General features: G+C 53.2%; 21 protein-coding genes. 7 read left to right on the top strand and 14 right to left on the bottom strand.

Annotated elements, in window-relative coordinates:
• The first annotated feature begins 15 nt into the window (after positions 1-15).
• Entirely contained in the window at positions 16-1,062 is a 1,047-nt protein-coding gene (potD, locus tag OGY33_RS19405) for a spermidine/putrescine ABC transporter substrate-binding protein PotD (protein ID WP_191239025.1), read from the top strand.
• 137 nt (positions 1,063-1,199) lie between these two features.
• Positions 1,200-1,706, top strand: coding sequence for a methyltransferase family protein (locus OGY33_RS19400; RefSeq protein ID WP_191238612.1), 507 nt, complete (start codon positions 1,200-1,202; stop codon positions 1,704-1,706).
• 21 nt (positions 1,707-1,727) lie between these two features.
• Here the strand turns inward: OGY33_RS19400 and cobB are convergent, their stop codons facing one another.
• The 5 genes from cobB to lolC form a co-directional block, all read right to left on the bottom strand.
• A complete protein-coding gene (gene cobB / locus OGY33_RS19395; RefSeq protein ID WP_003832281.1) occupies positions 1,728-2,549 on the bottom strand; it encodes a Sir2 family NAD+-dependent deacetylase in 822 nt (273 codons plus the stop codon).
• 15 nt (positions 2,550-2,564) lie between these two features.
• Complete coding sequence (gene nagK, locus OGY33_RS19390; RefSeq protein ID WP_020996481.1) at positions 2,565-3,476, bottom strand: N-acetylglucosamine kinase; 912 nt, start codon at positions 3,474-3,476, stop codon at positions 2,565-2,567.
• A gap of 89 nt (positions 3,477-3,565) precedes the next feature.
• On the bottom strand, positions 3,566-4,810 hold the full coding sequence (lolE, locus tag OGY33_RS19385; protein WP_003030804.1) for a lipoprotein-releasing ABC transporter permease subunit LolE: 1,245 nt from the start codon (positions 4,808-4,810) through the stop codon (positions 3,566-3,568).
• Positions 4,810-5,511 (bottom strand): lipoprotein-releasing ABC transporter ATP-binding protein LolD, encoded by a 702-nt coding sequence (lolD, locus tag OGY33_RS19380; protein WP_003832278.1) that lies wholly within the window; start codon positions 5,509-5,511, stop codon positions 4,810-4,812. Before lolD ends, lolE begins: the two co-directional genes overlap by 1 nt.
• Complete coding sequence (gene lolC / locus OGY33_RS19375) at positions 5,504-6,703, bottom strand: lipoprotein-releasing ABC transporter permease subunit LolC (RefSeq protein ID WP_191238614.1); 1,200 nt, start codon at positions 6,701-6,703, stop codon at positions 5,504-5,506. Before lolC ends, lolD begins: the two co-directional genes overlap by 8 nt.
• A 261-nt stretch (positions 6,704-6,964) precedes the next feature.
• On the opposite strand from lolC, the gene OGY33_RS19370 reads away from it, so the two are divergent.
• The 3 genes from OGY33_RS19370 to ldtC all read left to right on the top strand — a co-directional run bounded on the left by OGY33_RS19370 (position 6,965) and on the right by ldtC (position 12,715).
• Positions 6,965-8,029 carry an acyltransferase family protein gene (locus tag OGY33_RS19370; RefSeq protein ID WP_048214420.1) on the top strand — a complete coding sequence of 355 codons (1,065 nt, stop codon included), beginning with the start codon at positions 6,965-6,967 and terminating at the stop codon, positions 8,027-8,029.
• 118 nt (positions 8,030-8,147) lie between these two features.
• Positions 8,148-11,594, top strand: coding sequence for a transcription-repair coupling factor (gene mfd / locus OGY33_RS19365; protein WP_103014559.1), 3,447 nt, complete (start codon positions 8,148-8,150; stop codon positions 11,592-11,594).
• Between the two features lie 155 nt (positions 11,595-11,749).
• Complete coding sequence (gene ldtC / locus OGY33_RS19360) at positions 11,750-12,715, top strand: L,D-transpeptidase LdtC (RefSeq protein ID WP_191238615.1); 966 nt, start codon at positions 11,750-11,752, stop codon at positions 12,713-12,715.
• A gap of 92 nt (positions 12,716-12,807) precedes the next feature.
• Here the strand turns inward: ldtC and bhsA are convergent, their stop codons facing one another.
• Positions 12,808-13,065 carry a multiple stress resistance protein BhsA gene (gene bhsA / locus OGY33_RS19355; RefSeq protein WP_003030810.1) on the bottom strand — a complete coding sequence of 86 codons (258 nt, stop codon included), beginning with the start codon at positions 13,063-13,065 and terminating at the stop codon, positions 12,808-12,810.
• 243 nt (positions 13,066-13,308) lie between these two features.
• Between bhsA and comR the strand changes: the two genes are divergently transcribed.
• Both comR and OGY33_RS19345 read left to right on the top strand, forming a co-directional pair.
• Positions 13,309-13,944: a TetR family copper-responsive transcriptional repressor ComR gene (gene comR / locus OGY33_RS19350; RefSeq protein ID WP_008784432.1), complete on the top strand. Its 636-nt coding sequence runs from the start codon at positions 13,309-13,311 to the stop codon at positions 13,942-13,944.
• A 254-nt stretch (positions 13,945-14,198) separates the two neighbouring features.
• Positions 14,199-16,379 (top strand): TonB-dependent siderophore receptor, encoded by a 2,181-nt coding sequence (locus OGY33_RS19345; RefSeq protein WP_103014556.1) that lies wholly within the window; start codon positions 14,199-14,201, stop codon positions 16,377-16,379.
• A 57-nt stretch (positions 16,380-16,436) separates the two neighbouring features.
• On the opposite strand, the gene OGY33_RS19340 is transcribed toward OGY33_RS19345, so the two are convergent.
• The 8 genes from OGY33_RS19340 to hinT all read right to left on the bottom strand — a co-directional run bounded on the left by OGY33_RS19340 (position 16,437) and on the right by hinT (position 23,216).
• Positions 16,437-16,976, bottom strand: coding sequence for a glycine zipper 2TM domain-containing protein (locus tag OGY33_RS19340; RefSeq protein ID WP_003030814.1), 540 nt, complete (start codon positions 16,974-16,976; stop codon positions 16,437-16,439).
• A 168-nt stretch (positions 16,977-17,144) separates the two neighbouring features.
• Entirely contained in the window at positions 17,145-18,449 is a 1,305-nt protein-coding gene (gene ndh, locus OGY33_RS19335; protein WP_003832263.1) for an NADH-quinone dehydrogenase, read from the bottom strand.
• 970 nt (positions 18,450-19,419) lie between these two features.
• Positions 19,420-19,962 carry an alpha/beta hydrolase YcfP gene (gene ycfP, locus OGY33_RS19330; protein WP_003030817.1) on the bottom strand — a complete coding sequence of 181 codons (543 nt, stop codon included), beginning with the start codon at positions 19,960-19,962 and terminating at the stop codon, positions 19,420-19,422.
• A gap of 21 nt (positions 19,963-19,983) precedes the next feature.
• Positions 19,984-21,009, bottom strand: a complete 1,026-nt coding sequence (gene nagZ / locus OGY33_RS19325) for a beta-N-acetylhexosaminidase (RefSeq protein WP_191238616.1) — start codon at positions 21,007-21,009, stop codon at positions 19,984-19,986.
• 10 nt (positions 21,010-21,019) lie between these two features.
• On the bottom strand, positions 21,020-21,844 hold the full coding sequence (thiK, locus tag OGY33_RS19320) for a thiamine kinase (protein ID WP_103285047.1): 825 nt from the start codon (positions 21,842-21,844) through the stop codon (positions 21,020-21,022).
• Positions 21,825-22,466 (bottom strand): penicillin-binding protein activator LpoB, encoded by a 642-nt coding sequence (gene lpoB, locus OGY33_RS19315; RefSeq protein ID WP_008784426.1) that lies wholly within the window; start codon positions 22,464-22,466, stop codon positions 21,825-21,827. Before lpoB ends, thiK begins: the two co-directional genes overlap by 20 nt.
• Positions 22,467-22,479: 13 nt before the next feature.
• Positions 22,480-22,854, bottom strand: a complete 375-nt coding sequence (locus tag OGY33_RS19310; protein WP_048214425.1) for a YcfL family putative periplasmic lipoprotein — start codon at positions 22,852-22,854, stop codon at positions 22,480-22,482.
• A gap of 2 nt (positions 22,855-22,856) precedes the next feature.
• Complete coding sequence (gene hinT / locus OGY33_RS19305; protein ID WP_003030826.1) at positions 22,857-23,216, bottom strand: purine nucleoside phosphoramidase; 360 nt, start codon at positions 23,214-23,216, stop codon at positions 22,857-22,859.
• Positions 23,217-23,383 lie beyond the last annotated feature (167 nt).

Here is a 23,383-nt window from a genome sequence, read left to right as displayed (position 1 = left end):
AGGGGACGTTAAATGATGAAAAAATGGTCACGCCACCTGCTCGCGGCGGGTGCTCTGGTACTGGGCATGAGCGCCGCTCACGCGAATGACAACAACACGCTCTATTTCTATAACTGGACTGAATACGTCCCGCCGGGTCTGCTGGAACAGTTCACCAAAGAAACCGGCATTAAGGTTATCTATTCGACCTACGAGTCGAATGAAACCATGTACGCCAAGCTCAAAACCTATAAAGACGGCGCATACGATTTGGTGGTTCCGTCCACCTATTACGTCGATAAAATGCGTAAAGAAGGCATGATCCAGAAGATCGACAAGTCGACGTTGACCAACTTCCACAACCTCGATCCGGAAATGCTCAACAAGCCGTTTGACCCAAACAATGACTACTCCATCCCGTATATCTGGGGTGCAACGGCCATTGGCGTCAACAGCGATGCTATCGATCCGAAAACCGTCACCAGTTGGGCCGATCTGTGGAAGCCGGAGTACAAAGGCAGTCTGCTGCTAACGGATGATGCGCGAGAAGTGTTCCAGATGGCGCTGCGCAAGCTGGGATATTCCGGCAATACCACCGATCCTAAAGAGATTGAAGCCGCCTATAACGAGTTGAAGAAGCTGATGCCTAACGTTGCGGCATTTAACTCTGACAACCCGGCCAATCCGTATATGGAAGGCGAAGTCAATCTGGGAATGGTGTGGAACGGCTCCGCGTATGTTGCGCGTCAGGCGGGCACACCGTTGGAAGTGGTATGGCCGAAAGAAGGTGGCATTTTCTGGATGGACAGCCTGTCTATTCCGGCTAACGCGAAAAACAAAGAAGGTGCGCTGAAGCTGATTAACTTCCTGCTGCGCCCGGACGTCGCGAAAGAAGTCGCAGAAACTATCGGTTACCCGACGCCAAACCTGGCAGCACGCAAGCTGTTAAGTCCTGAGGTCGCGAACGACAAAACGCTCTACCCTGACGCGGAAACCATCAACAAAGGGGAATGGCAGAACGATGTCGGTTCCGCCAGCGCTATCTATGAAGAGTATTATCAGAAGCTAAAAGCAGGACGCTAATACTCGTGCAACCCGGCAGGCGTCGCTGCGCCGGGTTGCTACCTGCCAATCCCTACTTTTTACGTCTTTCGACTGATTCCCGCTCCCCAGTTTCTGGCTATGCTTACAGTATTCCAGGCCGGCTTCTGAGGCTTCCAATGACAACGCTCTGGCTGCTACTTGAGTTGGCTAATCTGATCGTATTTACGCTGGTGATTCTCCCGCGTAAGCAGCCGGTAAACGCTCGTCCTTTGCTACCTGTCATCGCAACCCACCTGCTACGGCTCACCTTTTTAATACCGATCCTGGTTTTTGGTTATAGCCTGTTTTTCAGTCATCAGATTGGCCCGGTGGAGTGGGGATGTCTGATTTTGGCGATCGTCGGTAACGCGCTGGTCATCAAAGGAAAATGGGATTTGGGGGAGAGCCACACGTGGACAGGCTACTATTTACCCCGCGCAAAAAAGGTTACGCGTGGCATTTTTGCCTGGATTGCGCACCCCATGTATACCGGAATTATTCTGGTGATTATCTCGTGCAGCCTGGTTTACATTACCCGACTACCCATATGGCTAAGCGCACTGGGTCTGATCTGTTGTTTTTACATCGTAGGGTTTTTGATTGTGGCGGCCCTGCGTGAGGACCGCCAGCTTGTACAGGCTTAAACAGTATTATCCGGATAGCCGTTACAGCCCTTTCAATAACTTCTCAACGAACTCAGGCACTACCTGGCTTGCCGGACCGTAATACTTCTCTTCAAACTCGCTGCCTACCTGGCTCGGTTCGAGATTGAGTTCTACCGTATGTGCCCCATGCAGCCGCGCCTCATGCACAAAACCCGCTGCCGGATAAACATGTCCCGATGTGCCAATCGCAATGAACACATCTGCCATTGCCAGCGCCATATAAATTTCATCCATACCCAGCGGCATTTCACCAAACCACACTACGTGTGGTCGCAGCGGTGCCGGAAACTGGCAGCAATGACATTTATCTTCCGGGGTCACATCGCCCGTCCACTCCAGAATCTGCCCGCTTTGCGAACAGCGAACTTTGAGCAACTCGCCGTGCATATGGATAACGTTCTGGCTGCCCGCACGCTCATGCAGATTATCAATGTTCTGCGTCACCAGTAAAAAACGATCGCCCAGCTCGGCTTCGAGTTTTGCCAGTGCGATATGCGCCGCGTTGGGTTGGATTTCAGGCTGCTGCAACTGATGGCGACGGGCGTTATAAAACGACTGAACCAGTTCCGGGTTTCGACTAAATCCTTCCGGAGTCGCAACGTCCTCTACCCGATGTTCTTCCCAGAGACCATCCGCCGCGCGGAATGTTCGAATTCCTGACTCAGCGGAGATTCCCGCTCCAGTCAGTACCAGCACTCTTGGTTTTTCCATCAATTCAGGCACCACTCTGTCTCTGAAAAAGATTCGTTGACGCAGGCGATCGCGCAAATGGCGTTTATTTTTACGAAAGCGGCTTAACCGATGACCCCGACGCGACAGCATAACAACCTCTTTGTATTAATCGGTAAGATGTAGGAAAGCGGCCCCGCGCATCCCGCCGGCATCACCGTGCCGTGCCTGCTCAATACGCGGCACCCGAGCAACCGGCAGCAGATGACGTGGCAGTCGATCCGCCAGTTGCGTCGTAATAGCGGTAAAATTCGACAAGCCTCCGCCAATCACTACCAAATCAGGATCGACGATAGTCAGGATATTCCCAAGACACACCGCCAGCAAATCCAGATAGCGTTCAACGTGGGCACGCGCGTGTTCATCACCCTGCTCCCACAGCGCAATAATTTCGCGGGCATCCAGCGGTTGATGGTAGTAATGCTGATACAACCACGCAAATCCACCGCCGGAAAGATAGCTTTCGATGCATCCCAGTTGACCGCATCCGCAGCGGCGCAGCGGGAAATCAAAGCCCATCAGCGTCAGCGCATCGACCGGCAAACGAATATGACCAAACTCACCGGTGATATAGCTGCGTCCGGTGATGGATTTCCCGTTAAGCACCAGGCCGCCGCCGACGCCCGTACCGAGGATCAACCCCATTACCAGCGGATATTGGGTGAACTCGTCATCCCAGGCTTCGGAGAGAGCAAAACAGTTCGCATCGTTATCCAGACGCACATCGCGGTCAAGACGAGCGCTGAGATCGGCGCGGAGCGGTTTGCCACTGGCGGCAGGAACGTTGGCCGCGTACAGCGTGCCGTCTTCGGTTTCCGGCATGCCCGGAATGCCGATGCCTACCGAACCTTTGATGCCGAACCGCTGATCCGCTTCCGTCACCAGATTGCAGACCGCATCAAGGAAAGCGTCGTAGCTGTCGCGAGGCGTAGGAACGCGAGTTTCCCATTGCAGACGACGTTGCTTATCAAACACGCCCAGCGCAATTTTGGTCCCGCCGATGTCAAATCCGTAATACATCACCGCTCCTTGATACACGTCATCCTTCAAGATGCCTCTGCGTTGGCTACGCCTTGATGCAGCATGAATGCTGTCGTGTATTATTGTTGTTATTGGCCGCTAAGTACTCTCGCAGGATCAATATTGCTGGCGCGACGCGCCGGATACCAACTTGCCAAAAGACTCAGCACGAGTGCTGTCACCAGCACGTAAATCACATCCAGCCAGTGTAATTCCGATGGCAGGAAGTCAATGAAATAGATATCGCCGGACAGGAACTGATGGCCGATAAGCGCCTCAATCCCGTTTATGATCGGCGTCAGTTGCAACGACACAACCACCCCGATGACGACGCCTATCAGGCTACCGAACAGACCCGCCAGCAGGCCGTACCAGACAAAAATGGCACGGATCAACCCATCTTTCGCCCCGAGTGTTCTTAATACCGCAATATCGCCGCTTTTGTCTTTTACCGCCATCACTAACGTGGAAACGATATTAAAACAGGCCACGCCAATCACCAGCACCATAGCCAGATACATAATGGCGCGGATCATCTGAATATCGCGGTACATATAGCCGTAGGTGCCAATCCAGCTCTTTATGTAAACATAGTTATTGGTGACTTCACCCGCGTCTCGCACCAGCTTATTGGCGTTAAACACGTCGTTAACCTTCAGCGCGATCCCGGAAACGCTGGTTCCCATATCCAGATATTGCTGGGCATCTTCCATTGGGATCATGGCAAAGCTGTGATCGAGCTGACCGCTCAGTTGCAGGATTCCCGTCACGTGCAAACGCACGCGTTTAGGCTGCTGTAGCTTATGATCCGCGCTGGCGTTAGGGATCATAATCGACACCCAGTCGCCCTGCTTCACCTTCAGCGCATCGGCAATACCCTTACCAATGATGATTTGTTGTTCACCGGCTTTAAAATTATCCCAGGCGTGGTTTTGCACGAAGGATGGCAGCGCGCTTAAACGCTGTTCCTGTTTCGGGTCAACGCCCTTCACCTGCACCGCGCGTAAGTTCGCCCCGCTCTCCACCAGTCCGGTAAAGTTGATATAAGGCGCCGCGGCGACAATACCCGGCACTTTTTGTACCTTGTCGAGCGCTTCCTGCCAGTTATTCCACGGCTGATTTACGGCTTCAATCTCTCCGTGTGGGACTACGGCCAGAATACGGTTGTTCAGCTCACGCTCAAATCCGTTCATGGCACTTAAACCGACGATCAACACCGCCACACCCAACGCGATGCCAACGGTAGATATCACCGAAATCAACGAAACCATACCGCCGCGCCGCCGACCACGGCTAAAGCGCAGACCAATCAATAACGATAAAGGCGAAGCCATTACTCAGCTCCCATCAGGCTCAGTTCAGCCGTCAGGCGACCATCGCGCATTTCAAGCTGGCGACTCATCCGCTTCGCCAGTTGCAGATCGTGCGTCACCACCAGAAATGCCGTGCCCTGAGAGCGGTTCAGCTCGCCCAGAAGCTCGAAAATGCTGTCCGCGTTACGCGCATCCAGGTTACCCGTTGGCTCATCTGCCAGGACCAGGCGCGGGTTATTCACCAGCGCACGCGCGATGGCCACACGCTGACGTTCGCCGCCAGACAGTTCAGACGGGCGATGACTGGCACGATGATCCAGCCCTACCGCTTTCAGCATATCCCGTGCGCGCTCGGTGATTTCAGCCGGTTTTTTCTTGCCGATCAGCAGCGGCATCGCTACGTTTTCCAGTGCGGTAAAATCCGGCAGCAAATGGTGGAACTGGTAAATAAAGCCCAGCTTCTGATTACGCAGTTCCGCTTTCGCCGCCGACGAGAGCTTGCTCATTGGCTGACCGCTAAAAATAACGTCGCCGGAAGTCGGGGTATCCAGCCCGCCTAACAGATGCAGCAGCGTACTCTTGCCGGAGCCGGAGCTGCCGACAATCGCCATCATCTCACCTTCGCCGACGCAAAAACTGACATCGTGCAGTACATCGGTCTGCACAGTGCCTTCCTGATAGCGTTTGCACAGGTTGTCGCATTGCAACAGGATCTTATTCATAACGTAAAGCCTCAGCGGGTTGAGTGGCGGCAGCGCGCCAGGAAGGATAAAGCGTAGACAGCAGCGCGATGGCCATCGCCACCAGCGCAATGACGATAACCTGCAGCGGCTCAATGGCGACCGGCAGCGCAGCGCCATCCAGCAGCACACCAATAATTGGCATCAGATTGTTCAGTTGGCTGGCGAGCAATGCCCCCAGCACAGCGCCCAGCAGCGCGCCAATCACCCCGGCACTGGCCCCCTGAACCATAAACACCATCATTATCTGCCGCGGCGTTAGCCCCTGCGTTTGTAAAATCGCCACTTCCCCTTGCTTCTCCATTACCATCAGACCCAGCGAGGTAATAATATTAAAAGCCGCCACCGCCACGATCAGGCTAAGCAGCAGCCCCATCATGTTCTTTTCCATGCGCACGGCCTGGAACAGTTCCCCTTTGCGCTCGCGCCAGTCCTGCCATTTGGTGCCTTGCGGCAACGTTTGCTGGCTCAGCGTGTCAACTTTTAACGGTTCGTTCAGCCACAGACGCCAGCCAGTGATATTACCCACCGGATAGCGCATCAGACGCGAGGCATCCTGAATGTTGGTCAGCATCTGGTAGCCATCGACTTCGCTGTTGGCGGCGAAAGTGCCAATCACTGTAAACAAACGCTGGCTCGGCAAACGCCCCATCGGCGTAAACTGGCTGGCCGAGGGCACCATCACACGGATTTGATCGCCAGGGTTCACGCCCAACTGCCCGGCAAGCTGCTCGCCGAGGATGACATTATACTTACCCGGTTGCAGATCTGTTTGCTTCACATTGACCAGATACGGCGTTAACGGATCTTTTTGCGCCGGATCGATACCGAGCATCACGCCGACCGCCACGCTACGCGCACTTTGCAGCACCACATCTCCCGTAGTTATAGGTGCAACGCGGTTGACGCCGTTCAACACCACCGCTTTTTCCGGCAGTTGTTGCGGGTTGAGGGAACCCTGTTCAGACGAGAGTACGGCCTGAGGCATCAGGCCAAGAATATTGTTTTGCAGCTCGCGCTCGAAACCGTTCATCACCGACAACACCGTGACCAGCGCCATTACCCCGAGAGTAATGCCTATGGTGGAGAGCCAGGAAACGAAGCGACCGAAGCGATCTGCTGCACGCCCACGCATATAACGCAGGCCGATGAATAGAGCGACAGGTTGGTACATGAAATCCGTCTGGTTGCTGTTAGCAAAGTCACGAGTATATAAGCGAAAGCGGAATGGGTAAATGACTGAACCGTAAGTGTTCGTCAGCACTATTCCTAAAAGTATAAATAAATCAATTCGCTAAAGTTGTCCCTCTTCCCTTCAGCCCGGGCCCCTGATCTTTATCTTAAAAAAACAAAATGCAGACAGTTACGCATTACAGCGCACAGCGGGTTGCGCAGGATGGCAGGCTATAGCCAACAATATGGATACGCCGTCTCGATGAAGAAAAAAGAACTATGGATTAATCAAATCAAAGGGTTATGTATTTGTCTGGTGGTAATTTACCACTCGGTAATCACGTTTTACCCGCACCTCACTACTTTTCAGCATCCGCTTTCAGAGCTGCTGAGCAAATGCTGGATTTACCTAAATTTGTACCTGGCGCCGTTTCGCATGCCGGTCTTTTTCTTTATTTCGGGGTATCTGATCCGTCGCTACATTGATAGCGTCCCGTGGACAACCTGCGTGGATAAGCGGATCTGGAGCATTGCCTGGGTGCTGGTGCTTTGGGGAGTGGTGCAATGGCTGGCGTTAGTCGCGCTCAATAACTGGCTGGCCCCACAGCGCGATCTGAGCCATGCTGCCAACGCCGCTTATGCCGATTCGATCACAGGTTTTACCCACGGAATGCTGACCGCCAGCACCAGCTTGTGGTATCTGTACGCGCTGATTGTCTATTTTGTTCTGTGTAAGATTTTCAGCCGCTGGGCGGTGCCACTGTTGGCGTTATTTGTGGTGCTAAGCGTGGCGATCAATTTTGTCCCGACGCCGTGGTGGGGAATGAACAGCGTGATTCGCAATCTGCCCTGGTACAGCCTCGGTGCATGGTTTGGCGCAACGCTAATGGTATGGATCAAGGAGGTGCCCCTGCGCCGCCATGCGGTCATTGTTCTGGTTAGCGCAATCGCCGCCGTCGTCGCGTGGTTGGCAAATGTCTCACTATTACTTTCTCTGCTTTCCATTGTGCTGATCATGAAGCTGTTTTATCAATTTGAGTTGCGCTTTGGTATGCGTGAGTCCGGCCCGTTAAGCGTGATTGGTGCCAATACCATCGCCATCTACACCACCCACCGTATTCTGGTTGAGCTGTTCAGCTTAACGCTAATCCCTAAAATCAATCATACCGCCTGGCCTGCATATGCGGAGCTGGCCCTGCTGCTGGTGTATCCGTTCGCCTGCCTGCTACTGTGCACCTTGTTTGGCCTGTTGGTACGTAAAATTTCACAAAAAACAGTGGCCGACCTGCTCTTTTCCCCGCCTTCTTTATCGGCTGTCTCGCGCTAACCCCTACGCGCTTTTTGCCCCCATCAGGGGGCGAATCAATTTGCTTATGAGAAACGATCACGGATAATAAAGAACATTGCTTATCAGATGTATATCTAAACGAGATCCTGACAACCGAATGCCTGAACAACATCGTTACACGCTCCCAGCGAAAGCAGGCGATCAGCGCCAGTTGGGTGAGCTTACCGGCGCGGCCTGCGCAACGCTGGTTGCCGAAATCGCCGAACATCATGCTGGTCCAGTGGTCCTGATCGCGCCGGACATGCAAAATGCGCTGCGTTTGCATGATGAAATTCGTCAGTTTACCGACCAGATGGTAATGAACCTGGCCGACTGGGAAACGCTTCCCTACGACAGCTTTTCTCCTCATCAGGAGATTATCTCCTCGCGTCTCTCCACGCTGTATCAGCTGCCTGCCATGCAGCGCGGCGTGCTGATCGTTCCGGTAAATACCCTGATGCAGCGCGTTTGTCCGCACAGCTATCTGCACGGCCATGCGCTGGTCATGAAAAAAGGTCAGCGACTTTCACGTGACGCTTTGCGTGAACAGCTGGACAGCGCTGGCTATCGCCATGTTGATCAGGTCATGGAACACGGCGAATACGCCACCCGCGGCGCACTGCTGGATCTGTTCCCGATGGGTAGCGAGTTGCCTTATCGCCTGGATTTCTTTGATGACGAAATCGACAGTCTGCGTCTGTTTGATACCGACACCCAGCGCACGCTGGAAGAAGTCGATGCCATTAATTTGCTACCCGCACACGAATTCCCGACTGACAAAACGGCCATTGAGCTGTTCCGTAGCCAGTGGCGAGATACCTTTGAGGTGAAACGCGACGCCGAACATATTTACCAGCAGGTCAGCAAAGGCACGTTACCTGCGGGTATTGAATACTGGCAACCGCTGTTTTTCAGCGAGCCGCTGCCGCCGCTGTTCAGCTACTTCCCCGCCAATACGTTATTGGTGAATACCGGTGATATCGAGACCAGCGCAGAACGCTTCCAGGCCGATACCCTGTCACGCTTTGAGAATCGCGGTGTTGATCCGATGCGCCCGCTTCTGCCGCCGGAATCGCTGTGGCTGCGGGTTGATGAGCTGTTTTCTGAACTTAAACGCTGGCCGCGCGTTCAACTGAAAACCGAGAGTCTGGCGAACAAAGCAGCGAATACTAACCTCGGGTTCCAGAAGCTGCCGGATATCGCCGTTCAGGCACAGCAAAAAGCGCCGTTAGATGCGTTACGTAAATTCCTTGAAGGCTTCGCCGGTCCGGTGATTTTCTCGGTGGAAAGTGAAGGCCGCCGTGAAGCACTTGGCGAACTGCTCGCCCGTATCAAAGTGGCGCCGAAGCGGATATTGCGACTCGATGAAGCCGTAGATAACGGTCGTTATCTGATGATTGGCGCAGCTGAGCACGGCTTCATCGATAGCAAACGCAATCTGGCGCTGATTTGTGAAAGCGATCTGCTTGGGGAACGCGTGGCGCGCCGCCGCCAGGATTCTCGTCGCACCATCAACCCGGATACGTTAATTCGTAACCTCGCAGAGCTTCACCCCGGTCAGCCGGTGGTGCATCTGGAGCATGGCGTGGGTCGTTATGCCGGTATGACCACGCTGGAAGCGGGCGGCATCACCGGTGAATATCTGATGCTCACCTATGCCAACGACGCCAAACTGTACGTGCCGGTGTCGTCACTGCATCTGATCAGCCGCTATGCCGGCGGCGCGGAAGAGAATGCGCCGCTGCATAAACTTGGTGGCGATGCCTGGTCACGTGCCCGACAGAAAGCCGCTGAGAAGGTGCGCGATGTTGCGGCAGAGCTGCTGGATATTTATGCCCAGCGCGCAGCGAAAGAAGGCTTTGCCTTTAAGCATGACCGTGAACAGTACCAGCTGTTTTGCGACAGTTTCCCGTTTGAAACCACGCCTGACCAGGCGCAGGCGATTAACGCGGTACTCAGCGATATGTGTCAACCGCTGGCCATGGACCGCCTGGTGTGCGGCGACGTCGGCTTTGGTAAAACCGAAGTCGCGATGCGCGCGGCCTTTCTCGCCGTAGAGAACCACAAGCAGGTTGCCGTGCTGGTGCCGACCACCCTGCTCGCACAGCAGCACTTCGACAACTTCCGCGACCGCTTTGCCAACTGGCCGGTACGCATTGAGATGTTGTCCCGTTTCCGTAGCGCCAAAGAGCAAGCGCAGATTCTGGAGCAGGTTGCCGAGGGAAAAATTGATATTCTCATCGGCACGCACAAACTGCTGCAAGCGGATGTGAAGTTAAAAGATCTGGGTCTGCTGATTGTCGATGAAGAGCACCGTTTCGGCGTTCGCCACAAAGAACGCATCAAGGCGATGCGCGCAGATGTCGATATTCTGACCCTGACAGCAACGCCTATTCCACGTACGCTCAATATGGCAATGAGCGGCATGCGCGATCTGTCGATTATCGCCACGCCGCCCGCTCGTCGTCTGGCGGTCAAAACCTTCGTGCGCGAATACGACAACCTGGTGGTACGCGAGGCGATCCTGCGTGAAGTTCTGCGCGGGGGACAAGTTTATTATCTGTTTAACGACGTCGAAAACATTCAGAAAACCGCTGACAGATTAGCAGAACTGGTGCCGGAAGCGCGTATTGGTATCGGTCACGGACAAATGCGCGAGCGCGAACTGGAACGCGTGATGAACGATTTCCACCATCAGCGTTTTAACGTGCTGGTGTGTACCACCATTATCGAAACCGGGATCGACATCCCCACCGCTAACACCATCATCATCGAACGAGCGGATCACTTCGGTTTAGCGCAATTACACCAGTTGCGCGGTCGTGTGGGACGTTCTCACCACCAGGCTTACGCCTGGCTGCTGACGCCGCATCCGAAAGCGATGACCACCGACGCGCAAAAACGTCTGGAAGCCATCGCCTCGCTGGAAGATTTGGGTGCAGGTTTTGCGCTGGCGACCCACGACCTCGAAATTCGCGGCGCCGGGGAATTACTGGGTGAAGATCAGAGTGGTTCCATGGAAAGCATCGGCTTCTCGCTGTATATGGAACTGCTGGAAAACGCGGTCGATGCGCTCAAAGAAGGGCGTGAACCGTCACTGGAAGATCTCACCAGCCAGCAAACCGAAGTTGAACTGCGCATGCCGTCTCTGCTGCCGGATGACTATATCCCGGATGTAAACACCCGACTGTCGTTCTACAAGCGCATTGCCAGTGCGAAAGGCGAAAACGAACTGGAAGAAATTAAGGTCGAGCTGATAGACCGTTTTGGCTTGCTGCCCGACCCGGCTCGTACGCTGCTGGATATCGCCCGTTTACGCCAGCAGGCGCAGAAACTGGGGATCAGAAAGCTCGAAGGCAATGAAAAAGGCGGTACCATTGAATTTGCCGAGAAAAACCACGTCAACCCGGTCTGGCTGATTGGTTTACTGCAAAAGCAGCCGCAGCACTTCCGTCTGGACGGTCCAACCCGGCTGAAATTTATGCAGGAGTTGAGCGAGCGTAAAACGCGGATCGACTGGGTCCGCCAGTTTATGCGTCAGCTTGAAGAAAACGCCGTAGCATAAGCATAGTGAACAGGCCGGGTGAGCACACCACTCACCCGGCCTGATGAATTTACAAACTCTTTGCACTTCCCTGCACTTCCCGACACAGCAAACAGCCATAATTCTCGTTTACTTTTACATAATAAAAACCACGTAAAAACAATGGATTTATGGTGATGTTAAACAATAAACGACTCTCTCGCTGGCTCGCGTTTTTTACGCTTGCAGCGACATTCGCGTTAGCACTTCCGGCTCAGGCAAACACCTGGCCGCTGCCGCCACCGGGAAGCCGTCTGGTGGGTCAGAATGCCGTTCACGTTGTTGAAGACAATGGCGGTTCTCTGGAAGCGATTGCGAAAAAGTACAATGTCGGCTTTCTCGCGCTGCTGCAGGCCAACCCTGGCGTTGACCCTTACGTACCACGTCCGGGCAGCGTTTTGACGATCCCGTTACAAACTCTGCTACCTGATGCCCCGCGCGAAGGTATTGTTATCAACCTCGCCGAACTGCGTCTTTATTATTACCAGCCGGGGACCAATTCGGTGACCGTGTATCCTATTGGTATTGGCCAGTTAGGTGGTGACACGCTGACGCCTACGATGGTAACCACCATCTCTGATAAACGCGCCAACCCCACCTGGACGCCGACGGCAAATATCCGCGCGCGATACAAAGCAAACGGGATTGACCTGCCTGCCGTTGTGCCTGCCGGTCCGGATAACCCGATGGGCCATCATGCGATTCGCTTAGCGGCATACGGCGGCGTGTACCTGTTGCACGGTACAAATGCTGATTTTGGCATCGGAATGCGCGTCAGCTCCGGCTGTATTCGTCTGCGCGACGGTGATATAGAAACCCTGTTCCGTCAGGTAACGCCCGGAACTAAGGTCAATATTATCAATACGCCGATCAAAGCATCCGTTGAGCCTAACGGCGTGCGCCTGGTGGAAGTACACCAACCGCTGTCCGAAAAAATCAATGACGACCCGCAACTGCTGCCGATCGCGCTGAACGCGTCCATGCAGACATTTAAAAATGCGGCGCAAACAGATACCGCCGTCATGGATCATGCGATGGAGATTCGCTCAGGCATGCCGGTCGATGTGACCCGTCATCATGACGTTGCTCAACAACCGCTGTAAACGTAGTGTATAAAAAAAACCCCGCTGGATTTTATTCCGCGGGGGTTTTTTATTTAACTCGCACTCGCAGTGGCATTGCGATGGGTTAAATCTTATTTGTAGATAACAGCAGTTCCGTGAAGAGTGTTAGGACCGGTAACGGAAGTAATACGGAAAGACTTCGCACCCATCTCATCGGCTTTCTGCGCCAGTTGATCTTCCAAAGAACCTAAGTTAGTCCCCGCATTCGCAGAAATAGTACCGACTTTCTCTTGGCCCGCAGGAGTGGATTGAACTTCAACAGCGGCAAAGCTTGCAAATGACAGTGAGCTAAGAACAGCAGCAACAAACAGTGTTTTTACGTTTTTCATAATAGTGACCTTTAGCAGATGAATGGGTGTCGAAAAGATTAACTTAACGATCGATAGGTAAATCATAGATGTGATCCAGGTCACACGTCAACATTTTTTTATAATGATCGTTATATAAAATATAAAGGTCTTATTTTTCATACTAATAGCTATAAATTATTTTTATCGTGAATCCGCTGGAGTGTGCAGTCGAATATTTTTATAATGGTTATTCAATAAACCCAACAAAGGTACATCGGCGCCATGACAACTGAAACGACAGGTTGTGCAAAAAAAAGCCGTGGCCGACCAAAAGTGTTCGACAGGGAAGCCGCGCTTGATAAGGCCATGACACTCTTCTGGCAGCACGGATATGAAGCGACCTCACTCGCCGATCTCGTGGAAGCCACCGGCGCAAAAGCGCCTACGCTGTATGCGGAGTTCACCAATAAAGAAGGGTTGTTCCGTGCCGTACTGGACCGCTACATCACCCGCTTTGCGGCGAAACACGAAGCCCAGCTGTTTTGTGAAGAAAAAAGCCTTGAGTCCGCACTGGAAGACTATTTCACTGCTATAGCGACCTGCTTTACCAGCAAGGACACCCCGGCGGGATGTTTCATGATTAATACTTCTGCGACGCTGGCAGCCTCTTCCCGCGATATTGCACACACGGTGAAATCCCGCCATGCAATGCAGGAACAGACGCTTACCCAGTTCCTTCACCAGCGCCAGCAACGAGGCGAAATTCCGGCCCATTGCGACGTGCAAAAACTGGCCGAATACCTGAACTGTATTTTACAAGGTATGTCGATCAGCGCCCGTGAAGGCGCAACGTTTGAAAAACTGATGCAGATCGCACACACAACCCTGCGACTGTGGCCCGAACTCGTCAAAGCTTAACCCTTTCCCACAATTCCCCCGCTGTACTCACACCACCGGGAGCTGATAAAGCCCCCGGTTAGATTCCCGTTCTATTGACCCTACATTTCTCATTGTTTTCATCGTGTTACCCGATCATTTTTTGTAAAAAGTATTGATAACGACAATTATTATCAGCAATATTCGCATTTGTTTTAATGCCTGTTTCACAATGTAACCATCGGTTTCTCTACCGCTATAACAAAAACAGACCGACTTTTTTAAAAGGAATACAAATGCATAAGCGTCTCTGGGTGCTCAATCCTCTTCTGTTATCTTTAACTCTACCCGCCGTTGCGGCTGAGGAAGAGAACCTCATCGTCAGCGCCAACCGTAGCCAGCGCACAGTGGCAGAAATGGCGCAAACGACCTGGGTTATTGAAGGAAGCGAGATTGAACAACAGGTTCAGGGAGGAAAAGAGTTCAAGGATGTTCTTGCTCAGCTAATCCCAGGAATCGATGTTAGTAGCCAGGGACGCACAAACTACGGCATGAACATGCGCGGTCGCGCCATTGTCGTGCTAATTGACGGCGTCCGTCTGAATTCCTCGCGAACCGACAGCCGTCAGCTTGACTCCATTGACCCATTTAACATTGCGCACATTGAAGTCATTTCAGGCGCAACCTCACTTTATGGCGGTGGCAGTACCGGCGGATTAATCAACATTGTCACCAAAAAAGGCCAGCCGGAGCGTGAAGTAGAACTCGAACTGGGGAGCAAAAGCGGCTTCAACAATAGCAACGATCATGATGAACGCGTTGCCGCGGCGGTGAGTGGCGGAACCGATCGCGCTTCCGGGCGTATGTCCGTCGCGTATCAACGATTTGGCGGCTGGTATGACGGTAATCACGATGCCCTGCTGCTCGATAACACCCAAACCGGGTTACAGCACTCCGATCGTCTGGACGTCATGGGCACAGGGACGATTGAACTTGACGACAACCGTCAGTTGCAACTGGTTACGCAGTACTATAAAAGTCAGGGGGATGACGATTACGGGCTGGATCTCGGCGAGAACATGTCCGCCGTGACCGGAAACGGCAAAGCATATACCAGCAGCGGACTGAATTCCGATCGTATTCCCGGCACCGAACGTCATCTTATTAGTCTGCAATATTCAGATGCAGATTTTTTTGGCCAGAACCTGGTCAGCCAAATCTATTACCGTGACGAATCGCTGAAATTCTACCCCTTCCCTACGCTCAGCAAAGGCAAAGTCACCAGTTTCTCCGCATCACAGCAGGACACCGACCAGTTTGGTGCCAAAATTACCCTCAACAGCCAGTTGATGGATAACTGGGAGCTGACGTGGGGTGTCGATGCCGATCACGAAACCTTCGACTCCAATCAGAAATTCTTCGATCTGGCCTGGTCCCTGCCCTCCGGCGGTATGGATAACCGTACCGCTTATACCACCGGACGTTACCCCGGTTACAGCATCACCAACTTCGCGCCTTTCCTGCAAAACAGCTATGACATTAACGATATCTTTACCCTCAGCGCCGGCGTGCGCTATCAGTGGACCGAAAACAGGGTTGATGATTTCGTTGGCTATGCTCAACAGCAGGGAATCGCGACCGGGCTTGCGAACTCTGCCGATACCATTCCAGGCGGCAAAACCGATTACGATAATTTCCTGTTCAACGCCGGTATCCTTGCCCACCTGACCGACCGTCAGCAAACGTGGTTTAACTTTTCTCAGGGCGTGGAGCTTCCGGACCCAGGGAAATATTACGGTAACGGTACCTATTCGCTGGTTGGCGATCATTACCAGCTCCAGCGCAGCGTCAACGTGGCGGATTCACGTCTGGAAGGGATTAAAGTTAACTCGTACGAACTGGGGTGGCGCTATACCGGCGATAGTCTGCGCACGCAACTGGCCGCTTACTACTCGACTTCAGATAAATCGATCGTTATCAACCGCAGCGATATGACTATTAACGTTCAGCCCGACGATCGCCGCATTTATGGCCTTGAAGGTGCGGTGGATTATTTCATTGCGGACACGGACTGGAGCCTGGGTGGCAACTTCAACGTCATTAAATCGGAAGTGAAACAGAACGGTAAATGGCAAAAATGGGATGTCACGCTGGCCTCACCGTCCAAAGCAACCGCGTGGGTCGGCTGGGCACCAGAACCGTGGACCTTGCGCGTACAGAGCCAGCAAACATTTGATCTGACCGACGCCAGCGGTAACAAGCTGGATGGCTATAACACGATGGACTTTATCGGCAGCTATCAGCTCCCGTTGGGTAAGCTGACCTTCAGCGTGGAAAACCTGCTGAATGAAGAGTACACCACACTGTGGGGACAACGTGCGCCACTGCTGTACAGCCCAACCTACGGCAGCCCGTCACTGTATGAATACAAGGGCCGGGGTCGTACATTTGGTCTGAACTACGCCTTAACCTTCTGATAAAAAAAGCCCCCCAGCCTGAGCGAATGGGGGGCTAATGTTCAGGATAATGCTATTTTACGCTTTGTTATTCAGTACCAACTGTCCGTTGTTATCCAACGGAATTTGCGCGCCGGGATCCTTATCCATACGGATTTTCCCCTGCTGATCGCCAATTTTGTACGTCACGTCGTAGCCCAGCATCTTTTCAGATTTGTCATACACCGTTTTACAACGCTGCTGCGTGGTGGTGTAAGTATCGTTTTCCTGCATCGAACCCTGAATCTGGTTACCTGCATAGCCGCCGCCTAAAGCACCGGCCACGGTGGCAATATCTTTACCACGTCCACCGCCAAACTGATGCCCAATAACACCACCCGCAACCGCGCCCAGTACGGAACCCGCGATACGGTTTTCATCTTGTACCGGCTTGCGGTGGGTGACCGTTACGTTCCGGCACTCCTGACGCGGTGTTTTTACCGACTCTTTAATCGGTGTTGCAGAGACAACTTGCGCATACTGTGGGCCACGCTCGAAAACGTTCAGACTGGCCACCGCTGCAACACCCAGCGCAGCAGCTACGCCAATCCCTATACCCGCCAACATTGATTTATTCACGGGACTTCCTCCTTTTTTGCTATTAGCAACAACTTTGCAACAGAAGGTAAGGAATGCCAATCAGATTACGGATGAAAATAGCGGGAGGTGGAGCGAAAGCGGAATGATTCAGACAACTCTGAAGGAAGGCGCCGGATGCGTAAAATCATCCGGCACCACAAGTCGATATTAATGCAGTTTCAGACGCGGGCGAATCACCCGGTTGATACTGCCGACCAGCATCATCAGGCCGGTTTTGAAGTAACCGTGCAGCGCAATCTGGTGCATGCGGTACAGCGAGATATACACAAAGCGCGCAATACGTCCTTCCACCATCATCGAACCACGGGTCAGGTTGCCCATCAGGCTACCCACGGTAGAGAAGTTAGAGAGCGAGACCAGAGAGCCGTGATCTTTGTACTGATACGCTTTCAGCGGCTTGCCGTTCATCTGTGCCAGAATATTGTTCATCGCACAGGTCGCCATCTGGTGTGCTGCCTGAGCGCGCGGAGGCACAAAACCGCCTTCCGGGCGAGCGCAGGAAGCGCAGTCGCCAATCGCGTACACGTCAGGATCGCGCGTGCTCTGCAGAGTTGGCTCAACCACCAGTTGGTTAATACGGTTCGTTTCCAGGCCGCCAATGTCTTTCATAAAGTCTGGCGCTTTGATACCCGCCGCCCACACCATCAGATCGGCTTTAATGTATTCGCCATCTTTGGTGTGCAGTCCCCCTTCGTCAGCGCTGGTTACCATCGTCTGGGTCAGTACGCGTACGCCCAGTTTGGTTAACTCATTATGCGCAGCACCGGAAATACGCGGCGGCAACGCAGGCAGAATACGCTCACCGGCTTCGACCAGCGTAACGTTCAGCGCGTCATTGGTCAGCCCTTTGTAACCATAGCTGTGCAGTTGTTTTACCGCATTGTGCAGCTCAGCGGAGAGTTCAACACCCGTCGCACCGCCGCCCACAATGGCGATATTCACTTTTCCGTTAGCGCCCAGATTCGCGGAATACTTCAGAAACAGATTCAGCATCTCCTGGTGGAAACGACGCGCCTGATGCGGGTTATCGAGGAAAATGCAGTTTTCTTTCACGCCAGGGGTGTTGAAATCGTTGGACGTACTGCCCAACGCCATCACCAGCGTGTCATACGGCACTTTACGCTCAGGAACCAGTAGCTCACCCTTCTCATCGCGCAGCTCAGCGAGAGTAATGGTCTTCGCTTCACGATCGATATCCACCACCGAGCCTAACTGGAACTGGAAGCCATGGTTACGGGCATGAGCCAAATAACTCAGCGCATCCACACCTTCGTCCAGTGAACCCGTCGCCACTTCATGCAGTAACGGTTTCCACAAGTGACTGTGGTTTCTGTCTACCAGTGTGATTTTGGCCTTTTTCTTACGCCCGAGTTTTTTACCCAGCTGCGTCGCCATTTCCAGTCCGCCAGCACCGCCGCCGACAATCACGATCCTTTTCAATGGTGTAGTCAACGTGACCCCCTCAAATTTATTAACCAATTGTTAATTAAAAGTTATGAACATAGCCTTTAATTAACAACAAGTTACGGCAATGAAAATGTTCTTCGAGAGTGAGAATAACACGAACGGTGCATTGGTCATACCAAAATTGATGTGTATCAAGTTTTGATGCTGAAAAGATAGACAACCGGAACTTTAAGAACAAAAAAACCAGCCCGGCGGCTGTAATGCCAGTCAGTTAGCGCCTCAGTTTCAGAAAGCTTCAACCTGTGCTGCCCGAGGTAAAGAACATGCTATCTCGGAGAAAGAGTTCCGTTCACCTCATGCTCATCATTTCTCTTAAGCACCGATTCCTGTGAACGTGTAAAGGGCGTTCTCCGCCACGCCCTTTACAATCCCGGCTCCCGGCGGGAAAATTGTTGCTGCGCAATACCCTCCGCTTATTCCTCCAGGCTACCGGGCCGGGCGCGAGGTAGCATCCATGCAAAGCGCGCCCTGAGCCAGCATCCATGCTGGCTCTCCCGGCCTTACGGAATCACGTCGGCAATTTTCAGCCGGACCAGCCCACACCTGACCATCTGCGTTTTTTTGTTTAAACAGCAAAAAAGATTTAACTGGAAGTCAGTGCGTTGAAGCGATGACCCCGGTCCGGCTGAAAATCGATGAGGCGTTGACGACTGACCGGGTCTGCCCGCAGGGATGCGGGCAGAGGGGACGGCCTGCACGGACGCAGGCTCGACCCCGACCCGACAGGCAGACGGCATAAGACGAATAACTCGCGTAGCGACGATTTTCCCGCCGGGAGCCTGGGTTGCAAGGGAGGCGGCGGTGAGCCTCCCTTGCACGTTCACAGGTATCTGCGCTTCAGAGAAATGACACCACTGAGGTGAACGGAACCCTGAGCCGGAATCACATGTTCACCATACGTTCGTAACTGACGAGCATTAGCCCGATGACTGGTTTTTTACACACTCAATAAGAATTAACCTAACGTCTTGAACGCTTTGATGCGCTGCAAATGCGGAGAGATATTCTTAAACTTATGCGTCTGCTCTTCGTCCCAGACTATCTCGTAAAAATGATGCAGCTCTTCCGACGAACGCTGACTGTTAAGCGCCTCATCATGACGTGACAGGATCACCAGGCAGCGATCGCGATTCTTCTCACGGAAATTGGTCACGCATTTTGTTGCGATGTCTGCATACTCCTCAGGTCTGTCGATTTTGCCTTCCATGTTCTCATACGGGAACAGGTTGGGATTAAACACTACCTGACGAATATCACACAGGAAACCAATCCGTTCAGCCCAATATCCCCCGAGCCCCACACCACAAATCAGCGGACGGTCATCCACATTCAGCTGCAGCATTTTGTCCACTTCTTTCAGCAGATGCTGCATATCATGTTTAGGATGCCGCGTACTGTAGCTAATCAGCCTGACATCCGGGTCGATGAATTGCAGCTGCAACACCTTCTCATGGTTGCCCGGGCTGTTAGAGTCAAAACCGTGTAAATAGATAATCATCGCATCCTCGCCAAACTTGCGTTAATGACCTGCTTTCTCTTCCTGCCAGCGCTCATGAAGTTGGTTAAGCTGAGCGCTTACCGTCTTCCAGCGTGCCGAGTCCATCAGTTCCTGACGTGAAAATGAACCTTTATGATACAAACGTGTAACACGTTCTGCATTGATCGGCGACAGATTATCTAACACACTGACCGCTCCCTTACGATTATTGCAGACCAGGATCATATCGCAACCTGCATCCAGCGACGCCTGTCCACGCTCCGCATAGCTTCCCATAATCGCCGCCCCTTCCATCGACAAATCGTCGGAGAAAATGACACCATCGAAGCCAAGCTCCTGGCGTAGCACCGTTTTCAACCAGTGAGGTGAGCCACTCGCCGGACGCGGATCGACATCACTGTAGATGACATGCGCAGGCATAATGGCATCCAGTTTGTTTTCCGTAATCAACGTCCGGAACACGGACATATCTTTCGCACGAATCTCGGCTTCTGGGCGTGGATCGGTTGGGGTTTCTTTGTGTGAATCCGCCGTCACCGCCCCATGTCCTGGGAAATGTTTACCGGTCGTTTTCATGCCAGCAGCATGCATCCCGTCAATGAAGCGGGTCGCCATCGCCAGCGCTTTTAGCGGATCGGCATGGTAAGAACGCTCGCCGATTGCCGCGCTGATATGGCCCACATCCAGCACGGGTGCAAAGCTGATATCAATGTCCATCGCGATCATTTCGCTGGCCATCAACCACCCTGCGTCCTGAGCCAGTTTGCCGCCTTCTTCCAGACCGTGCAACGCAGCAAAGGATTGAGCTGCAGGCAGGCGGGTAAAGCCCTCACGAAAACGCTGTACGCGTCCGCCTTCCTGATCTACCGCCACCACCAGATGGTTACGTGACGCAGCCCGGATCTGACGCACTAATTCACGCAGCTGTTCCGGGTCATGATAATTTCGGGTAAAGAGGATCAACCCACCTACCAGCGGATGTGCCAGAATCTCACGCTCTTCAGCGTCCAGCTCATACCCTTCGACATCCAACATTACTGGGCCCACACTGCTCTCCTTATCCTTTCATTGTTAGCTGCCGCCAGGTTTCATCGGCCAGCCTGATAAATTGTCGATCGCCGGTTTGCCGCCAGCGATACTCAAACCACCCCGCCTTCAGCATCATTATCCAGGGTTGCCATTGTCTGACCTGTCGCCACAAAACGTCTGGCTCAATGTGCGCTCGTTGGGCGTAGGTGCTAACCAACTGTTGGTGCTGGGATTCATCGCTAACCCATACTGCCGCCAGCTCCAGGGCAATATCACCGTCTCCGGCGTATTCCCAGTCAATCAGCCGCAGTCCTGATGCCGTATGTACGATGTTGTCACCGTGAACATCCATATGCAGCGGCCCCAGGCGCAAAGGTCGAGGCTCACCTCGTTTCCTTAGCCGCTTCAGCGCGCGCAGCCAGCATGGTGTACGACGCGCCGGATCGCCACACTGCCAGTACTGTTCAAGTAGCGGAAGCAGGTTGATTCGCCAGCCCAATCGGGGTTGCTGGTGCAGATGATACAGTAAGCCTGCGAGTTCGTCGGCGTCCGGTAATCTGGATTCTACCTTACCGTGAAAAAACTCGACTGCCATCCACCCACGCGTATAAAAATGAGGACGTGGCGCAAGGCTTTCTGGCAGGTGTTTTAACGCATGATATTGGCGTAAGAAATGAGATTCCGGCGCGTCAGGGTCGTGATGGCAGCGCAGTACCAGTCGGTGGGAACGGTGTTCAATGATGCAGCTCCCGCCGCTCAGGCCGGTTTGGCTGGTCGCGACGGGATGATACTGCGGGAAATAGCGCGACAACACTTCGCCGCGCGTGAGTCTGTTATTGTTGCTGAACGGCACCTTTACCTGACCAGATTATCTCGCCAGTTTGTACCAGCATTAATTGCATTTGCAGCGCAGGCGAATTGACGTTGCCTGATGCGCTGGAATAAAGCACATACTGCGCGCCAACGTTACGGGCGATACCAATCGCTTTACTGCGCGTTCCCAGACTGTCATTCGGCGACAGACCTAACTGCTGTTTGGCGACAGCCAGCTGTTGGGCAGAAATCAGCGTAAACTTACCGTTATTCGCCAGCGCGTTACGTAAGGTTTCGGTGGCTTCACCCGCGTTCAACGAACCGTTGGTGCGGTTATTCACGCTATCAACCAGCAGAACGCCGCCCGCTTTGACGCCGTCTGCCTGCAGCATTTTGCCGACCATCGGCTGCATAGCCCCGTTCCAGTCATAGTGACGTTGACGTGGCGTAGGCTGCGCCGTTTGGTCTTCATGCTCAATTGGGCCCGGCTGCTGCGGTATGCTTGGCACCGTTGGCACAACCGGCACCGGCTGTTGCGGCTGCGCAGGCTGTTCCGGTACCGGCTTCACTTCCTCTACCGGCGCGGGCTCACGTTGCGCCACACAGCCAGAGAGAAACATCGCCAGCGCGGCAATCAGTGCGTAGCGATTCATTTTGTTCATCAAGATTCACCCCTTACAAATAAAGATAAAGTCTAACCTTGTGCGCCCCCAGAAAATTGGCGCTGCCGTACAGCGTCACCGACGAATGGGCCGGAATAGTCACACTGCGTGGCGCTTCCAGAGGGTGCATTTCCAGCCCTCTGGCGTCATACCAGTAAAACCGATAATGAACGGTAACGGGTTCTTGTCTTTCGTTATAGAGTCGCGAGGATGCCGAAGCCTGAATATCAGACGTTGTTAACGTGGGCTGCTCTGCTGTAATACCCGCCGCCAGAATTGTTGATTCCATCACCAGCGACTGTTCATCACTTACTGGGATTTCAGGGTGTGAACGACAACCCGCCAGCAACAACAAGCCCAGTGAAAGCGCAATGCATCCTCTGGTCATGCTTACAGACCTTTATGCGCAAGCATTGGGCCAAGCGCACGTCCACCCAGCAGGTGCATATGAATGTGATACACCTCCTGCCCCCCGTGGCGGTTGGTGTTCATGATTAAGCGGTACCCATCTGCAGCAATGCCTTCCTGCTCAGCAATTTTCGCCGCAACGGTGATCATGCGGCCCAATGCCTGTTCATGTTCCGCCGTCACATCGTTGACAGTTGGGATCAGAATGTTAGGAATGATCAGGATATGCGTTGGTGCCTGAGGGGAAATATCACGAAACGCAGTGACCAGTTCATCCTGGTATACGATATCCGACGGAATCTCACGACGAATAATTTTGCTGAATATAGTTTCTTCTGCCACGACGTTTTCCTTTTTCATTAACAGCCCAAGCGTTTTGCCATGCTACGCCGGGTAACTCTGCGAGTATAGAGTATGAGCGAGTTCCTCACGCTCTTTCAACTTTAACCCTCGATTTTTTAAGCGAAAACCTCAGTCAGTGCTGCTCTTATAACCATTTTCCTGCGCTA

It is taken from the genome of Citrobacter sp. Cpo032, from assembly GCF_030332975.1.
In the GTDB taxonomy this organism is placed as follows: domain Bacteria; phylum Pseudomonadota; class Gammaproteobacteria; order Enterobacterales; family Enterobacteriaceae; genus Citrobacter; species Citrobacter portucalensis.
The sequence above is the reverse complement of the archived record's forward strand: the minus strand, read 5'-3'. Positions and strand labels throughout refer to the sequence as shown.

Excerpts from the sequence above, each read along its gene's own strand:
- bhsA (WP_003030810.1), bottom strand. The coding sequence starts at position 13,065 with ATGAAAAACGTAAAAACACTGTTTGTTGCTGCTGTTCTTAGCTCACTG.
- lpoB (WP_008784426.1), bottom strand. The coding sequence starts at position 22,466 with ATGAACAAAATGAATCGCTACGCACTGATTGCCGCGCTGGCGATGTTT.
- comR (WP_008784432.1), top strand. The coding sequence starts at position 13,309 with ATGACAACTGAAACGACAGGTTGTGCAAAAAAAAGCCGTGGCCGACCA.
- lolE (WP_003030804.1), bottom strand. The coding sequence starts at position 4,810 with ATGGCTTCGCCTTTATCGTTATTGATTGGTCTGCGCTTTAGCCGTGGT.
- potD (WP_191239025.1), top strand. The coding sequence starts at position 16 with ATGAAAAAATGGTCACGCCACCTGCTCGCGGCGGGTGCTCTGGTACTG.
- nagK (WP_020996481.1), bottom strand. The coding sequence starts at position 3,476 with ATGTATTACGGATTTGACATCGGCGGGACCAAAATTGCGCTGGGCGTG.
- cobB (WP_003832281.1), bottom strand. The coding sequence starts at position 2,549 with ATGCTGTCGCGTCGGGGTCATCGGTTAAGCCGCTTTCGTAAAAATAAA.
- OGY33_RS19370 (WP_048214420.1), top strand. The coding sequence starts at position 6,965 with ATGAAGAAAAAAGAACTATGGATTAATCAAATCAAAGGGTTATGTATT.
- mfd (WP_103014559.1), top strand. The coding sequence starts at position 8,148 with ATGCCTGAACAACATCGTTACACGCTCCCAGCGAAAGCAGGCGATCAG.
- ycfP (WP_003030817.1), bottom strand. The coding sequence starts at position 19,962 with ATGATTATCTATTTACACGGTTTTGACTCTAACAGCCCGGGCAACCAT.
- lolC (WP_191238614.1), bottom strand. The coding sequence starts at position 6,703 with ATGTACCAACCTGTCGCTCTATTCATCGGCCTGCGTTATATGCGTGGG.
- OGY33_RS19310 (WP_048214425.1), bottom strand. The coding sequence starts at position 22,854 with ATGACCAGAGGATGCATTGCGCTTTCACTGGGCTTGTTGTTGCTGGCG.
- ldtC (WP_191238615.1), top strand. The coding sequence starts at position 11,750 with ATGTTAAACAATAAACGACTCTCTCGCTGGCTCGCGTTTTTTACGCTT.
- OGY33_RS19400 (WP_191238612.1), top strand. The coding sequence starts at position 1,200 with ATGACAACGCTCTGGCTGCTACTTGAGTTGGCTAATCTGATCGTATTT.
- OGY33_RS19345 (WP_103014556.1), top strand. The coding sequence starts at position 14,199 with ATGCATAAGCGTCTCTGGGTGCTCAATCCTCTTCTGTTATCTTTAACT.
- lolD (WP_003832278.1), bottom strand. The coding sequence starts at position 5,511 with ATGAATAAGATCCTGTTGCAATGCGACAACCTGTGCAAACGCTATCAG.